The sequence below is a fragment of the Halobacterium sp. CBA1126 genome, from assembly GCF_009741975.1.
GTDB lineage: Archaea > Halobacteriota > Halobacteria > Halobacteriales > Halobacteriaceae > Halobacterium.
Genome location: NZ_WPCF01000135.1, coordinates 1 through 5,735, shown reverse-complemented (window position 1 = coordinate 5,735; position 5,735 = coordinate 1). Strand labels below are relative to the sequence as shown.

4 protein-coding genes are annotated in these 5,735 nt (G+C 68.2%); all 4 read right to left on the bottom strand.

Translation table 11 applies throughout. The annotated features are described in order from the left end of the window. Positions 1-90 precede the first annotated feature (90 nt). The gene (locus tag GJ634_RS13750; protein ID WP_157503445.1) at positions 91-1,008 is read right to left on the bottom strand and encodes an ABC transporter permease; all 918 of its coding nucleotides are present in this window, start codon (positions 1,006-1,008) and stop codon (positions 91-93) included. After that, positions 1,005-2,018: an ABC transporter permease gene (locus GJ634_RS13745; protein WP_157503444.1), complete on the bottom strand. Its 1,014-nt coding sequence runs from the start codon at positions 2,016-2,018 to the stop codon at positions 1,005-1,007. Before GJ634_RS13745 ends, GJ634_RS13750 begins: the two co-directional genes overlap by 4 nt. 58 nt (positions 2,019-2,076) lie before the next feature. Next, positions 2,077-3,720, bottom strand: coding sequence for an ABC transporter substrate-binding protein (locus GJ634_RS13740; protein ID WP_157503443.1), 1,644 nt, complete (start codon positions 3,718-3,720; stop codon positions 2,077-2,079). 145 nt (positions 3,721-3,865) lie between these two features. Then, positions 3,866-5,735: ABC transporter ATP-binding protein (locus GJ634_RS16510; protein ID WP_157503442.1), on the bottom strand; the 1,870-nt coding region annotated here is incomplete at its 5' end.

The following is a 5,735-nucleotide window of genomic DNA, read 5'->3' as shown; positions in this document are numbered from 1 at the left end:
GAGACCGCGACGCCGACGGCGGCGCCGCGGAGCGTCCAGCGGCCCGCGCGAACCGCGAGCTCTCGGAGGCTCGCGGCGTCCACGGGAGAATCAGTCAATCGCTTCCCGCATCCGCGGGTCGAGGGCGTCACGCATGCCGTCCCCGAGGAGGTTGAACCCGAGGACGGTCAGCGCGAGGAACAGCCCGGGGAAGAACGACCACCACCACGCCCCCGAGAAGAGGCCGTACTCGACGCCGTTCGACAGCATCATCCCCCACGTCGGCTCGCCGGGGCTGGCGCCGAACCCGAGGAACGACAGCGCCGCGATGTCGATGATGGCGAGCCCGAAGTTCAGCGTCGACTGGACGGTGATGGGCGCCAGACAGTTCGGGAGCACGTGGCGCACGAGCAGCCGGGGGTCGGTCGCGCCGAGCGCGCGCGTCGCCTCGATGTACTCGTCCTCCAGCACTTTCAGCGCGGCGCCGCGGACGACGCGGGCGAACCGCGGCGTGTAGACGAGCGTGAGCGCCGCGACCGCGCGCCACAGGCCGAGGCTGTCGGGGAAGATGGTGACGAGCGCGAGCGCGAGCAGCAGCGACGGGAACGACAACAGCACGTCCATCGTGCGCATGATGACGTTGTCCGTGAGGTCGCCGTAGTACGCCGCGATGATGCCGAGGCCGACGCCGAGGACCGTCGACGCGGCGACCGTGACGGTGCCGTACAGCATCGCGTACCACGCGCCGTACAGCACGCGCGGGAAGATGTCGCGGGCCTGCCCGTCGGTACCGAACCAGTACTGCGCGCTCGGGGCGGCCTCGGTCGGGTTCGCGCTGAACTGCGTCGAGATGATCGCGTTCAGGTCGTACGCGAGCCGCGCGTAGACGGCGACGAGGGCGACGCCGCCGATGAGCGCGATGCCGATGACGGCCAGCCGGTTCGACAGCAGTTGGGAGAGGAACGGGCTCGCGCGGAGCCGCTCGACGATGCCACGGTCGACGTTCGGGGTTTCTGTTTCGGTGCTCATTGTTCGATGCGGGGGTCGAGGATGGAGTACGTGATGTCGACGAAGAGGTTCACCAGCGTGTACAGCACCGCGAACACGAGCACGGTCGCCTGCACGACCGGGTAGTCACTCTGGTTGATGGCGCTGACCAGCAGGGTCCCGATGCCGTTGATCTCGAAGACGGTCTCCGTGAGGACGGCGCCGCCGAGCAGCGACCCGAACTGGATGCCGATGATGGTGATGACCGGGATGAAGGCGTTCCGGAGCCCGTGTTTCATCGTCGTGATCTTCTCGCCCTGGCCCTTCGCGCGGGCAGTCCGCATGTAGTCCTGGCGGATGACCTCGATCATCGACGAGCGCATCATCCGGGAGATGAGCGCCATCTGGTAGATGCCGAGGACGATTATCGGGAGGAGGAGGTGGCGGAGCGCCGAGCGGAACGCCGCCGTGTCCCCGGCGAGCAGCGTGTCGACGAGGATGAAGCCGGTGGTGGAGTCGATGAAGTACGCGGAGCCGATGCGGCCGCTCGTCGGGAGGACGCCGAGGAACTGCGCGAACAGCAGGATGAGCAGCGGCCCGCTCCAGTAGATGGGGACGCTGATACCGCTGAGCGCGCCGATGCGCGTGAGGTGGTCGGTGATGGTGTCCTGTTTGACCGCGCTCAGGATGCCCAGCGGCAGGCCGAACAGGAGGCCGGCGAGCTGGCCGAGCACCGACAGTTCGATGGTGATGGGGAGGCGGTTTGCGAGAATCTGGCTGACCGGCGTGCCGCGCTGAATCTGGTAGGACTCGCCGAAGTTGAACGTCGCGACGTCGCCGAGGAATCGGAGGTACTGCTGCCAGAGCGGGTCGTTGAGGCCGAGGTCCGTGCGGACCTGCTCGACGAACGCTTGACTCGCGCGCTGGCCGGCGATCGCGACTGCGGGGTCGCCCGGCGAGAGGTGGAGGATTGCGAACACGACGGTCGCCACCCCGAACAGCACGGGCACGAGGAGCAGCAACCGTTTGACGACGAACCGCTTTGAGACCATTACCGGAAGACCAGAGTGCAAGAATTAAAAAGGTCCCGTCGTAGCGTCGGACCGGTCGCTATTCTAACTCGACGAGCTCGAGGTGCGGGCCGCCGATGGCCGAGATGGGGTAGTTGCTCACGCGGTTGTTGACGCCGCGGACCTCCTCGGCGTAGTCGATGTACACCCACGGCGCTTCCTCGTGGGCGATCTCGACCGCGTCGTTGTAGAGGTCGGCGCGCTCGCTCTGCTCGGTCGTCGTCTGGGCCTGTTCGATGAGGTCCATGTACTCGGAGTTCGCCCACGCCGTCGCGTTCGACGTGTTGTACCCCTCCGTGTCCCAGGACACCCAGTCCTGCCCCTCGGGGGACTCGACCTGCGGGTGGAGGAGCACGTAACAGAAGTTGTCCGGGTCGGCGTTGTCAGTGTACCAGCCGGAGAGCGCCGCGTCGTGGCGCCCCTCGGAGGTGTACGTGAGGTAGTTCGAGAACTGGCGGTCGTCGATGGTGACCTCGATGCCGACGTCGCCGAGGTTCGACCGGATGGTCTCGGCGGTCGGGAGCGGCGCGGGGTTGTAGCCGCGGGCGTTCTGGAACGTCGTCAGCTCGAAGGAGAAGCCGTCGCCGTAGCCGGCCTCCTCGAGCAGCGTCCGGGCCTGCTCGGGGTCGTGGGGGTACGGGCTGAGGTCGTCGTTGTGGCCGAACAGCGCGGGCGGAATCGGCTGGTCGGCCTGCGTCGCGATGCCCGAGTAGATGTTCTCGACGATGGACTCCGTGTCGATGGCGTAGCTGATCGCCTGCCGGACGCGGCGGTCCCGGAACGCCTCCACGCGGGACATGTTGAAGCCCATGTACCCGATGTTGATGCCCTGGACCGTCTCCACGGAGGCGGTCTCGGAGTCCTCGACGGTTCCGATGGTGTCGGGGTCGAGGCCGTCGATGATATCCATCTCCTCCTCGACGAGCGCCTGTGCGCGCGTGGAGTTCTGGCCGCGCGTGAGGAACAGGACCTCGTCGACGTTCGGGCCCTCGCCCCAGTAGTCGTCGAACGCGGTGAGCTGGATGCGGTTGTTCGCGTCGTCGAGCTCGGAGAGCTCGAACGGCCCGGTCCCGACCATCTCCTCGTCGAGGTTGACGTCGCCCTCGATGGCGTCCTGGGAGATGACGACCGCGGCGAACATCGCGAGGTTGCGGAGGAACGGCGCGTACGTCTGCGTGAGCGTGATGTTCAGCGTGTAGTCGCCGTCCTTCTCGACGCTGTCGATCCAGTTGCCGAGCGTGAACGGCCCGTACGCCGAGGAGTCCTCGAAGTGGTACTCGTAGTCGTCGTCGACGAACCGGCGGTACGTCGCGATGAAGTCGTCGGCGGTGAACTCCGAGCCGTCGTGGAAGGTGACGTCCTCGCGGAGCTGGAGGGTGACGTTCGCGCCGTCCATCGTCCAGTCGGTCGCGAGCGCTTCCGTGAGCGCGGCTTCACCGGGTTCGAAGCCGAGGAGGCCCTCGTAGGCCTGGTTGGTCACCTTCGCGACTTCGCCGCTGGTCGTGTTCTGCGGGTCGAGCGTGGCGGAGTGGGCGCCCCGGCCGTACCGGAGCGTGGTGGTGCCGCCACCGTCGCCGCCACCGAGACACCCTGCAACGGAGCTCGTCGCGGTCGCGGCGACCGTCGCGGTACCGGCGGCCTTCAGGAAGCTGCGCCGTGAGACCTGGCTGTCATTACCTGCCATAAGAGTACCCCCGAGACCTACCCAAATAATAGTACCGGATAGTCGTGGCGGAATCGGCACACGCCGCGGGGACGGCCGGTTCTGGAGCTTCGGCCTGTACAAAAGTTGCCGCTAACTCCGGGACGCGACGGGCTCCGGGCCCGGCTCACTCCGCGTCGGAGAACAGGTGACAGGCGGCCGGGTGGGCCTCGTCGCCGAGGTGCGGGTCCTCGCGCTCGCAGACGCTCTCGAAGGTCTCCCGGAGGACGTCCTCGGCGCCCTCCCAGTCGCCCTCGGCGAGGTGGTCGAAGGACTCCTCGACGGCTTCGCGGGTCTTCCCGGAGAGCGGTTCGTCGAAGAACTGGTCGCGGAGCACGGCGTGGAGGCCGCTGCCGCCGTCCGCGACAGCGCGGTCGCCGGCCGCCTCCGCGTCGGCCTGCTCGCGGGCGGCCTCGAGGTCGATGTCCCGGGACTCCACGCGCTGCCGGTAGAACATCACCTCGCGGTAGCGCTCCTGTTCGACGTCGAGGTCCTCGGGCGGAATCACCGACGGGCACCGCGTGCGGAAGTGACAGCCCGACGGCGGGTCGATGGGCGAGGGGACGTCGCCCTTCAGGATGGTGCGGTCGGCGGTGTCCGCCAGCGGGTCGGGCTCGGGAATCGCGGAGAGCAGGGCGTTCGTGTACGGGTGCTTGGGGTCGCCGAACAGCTCGTCGGTCTCCGCGACCTCCACGATCTCCCCGAGGTACATCACGGCGACCCGGTCGGAGATGTGCCGCACCACGGAGAGGTCGTGGGCGATGAACAGGTACGTCAGCCCGTACTCCTCCTGGAGGTCCTCCATGAGGTTGATGATCTGGGCCTGCACGCTCACGTCCAGCGCGCTCACGGGCTCGTCGGCGACGATGAAGTCGGGGTCGACGGCGAGCGCGCGGGCGATGCCGATGCGCTGGCGCTGCCCGCCGGAGAGCTCGTGGGGGTAGCGGTCGTACTGGCTCGGGTCCAGCCCCACCTCCTCGAGGAGTTCGACGACGCGCTCGCGGCGCCGGCCCTCCGCGAGGCCGTGGATCTTCAGCGGCTCCATGACCGTCTGCCCGACCGTCATCCGCGGGTCGAGACTCGACATCGGGTCCTGGAACACCATCTGCATGTCCTTGCGGCGCTCGCGGAGCTCGGTCTTCGAGAGGTCGCCGAGGTCGTCGCCAGCGAACACCACCGTGCCGTCGGTCGGCGGGTCGAGGTGGAGCAGCGCGCGGCCAGCCGTCGACTTCCCGCAGCCGGACTCCCCGACCAGCCCGAGGGTCTCGCCCTCGTGGACGTCGAGGCTGACGCCGTCGACGGCCTTCACGCTGGGCTTCTCGCCGGGGAAGAAGCGGTCGAACCAGCCGTCCTCCTGCTCGTAGTACTTCCGCATCCCGTCGAGCTCCACGAGCGGCTCGCCGACCTCGTGGTCGGATTCGGAGGCGACGCCCTCGACGCCGTACTCGCTCTCGTCGAAGTCCGGGAGGATGCACTTCGAGCGGTGGTCGACGTCCTCCCCGCCGTGCTGGAGGAACGGAATCTCGCCCTCCCGGCACTCGGGCTGGGCCCACGGGCAGCGGTCCGCGAAGTGGCAGCCCTCGGGCATGTCGATGAGGTCGGGGACGTTGCCCTCGATGGGCGTCAGGCGGTCCTTGTCCTCGGTCGGGATGGACTCCAGCAGCGTGTACGTGTACGGGTGGCTGGGGTTGTGGAAGATCTCCTCGACCGGCCCCTCCTCCACGATTTCGCCCGCGTACATCACCGCCACGCGGTCGCAGGTCTCGGCGACCACGCCGAGGTCGTGGGTGATCATCAGCACGGACATCCCGAACTCGTCCTGGAGGTCGTCGATGAGGTCCAGGATCTGGGCCTGGATGGTCACGTCCAGCGCGGTCGTCGGCTCGTCGGCGACGAGCAGCCGCGGCTGGCACGCCAAGGCGATGGCGATGAGCACGCGCTGGCGCATCCCCCGGAGAACTCGGTGGGGGTAGCTCCTCGAGCCGGGAGGTCGCCTC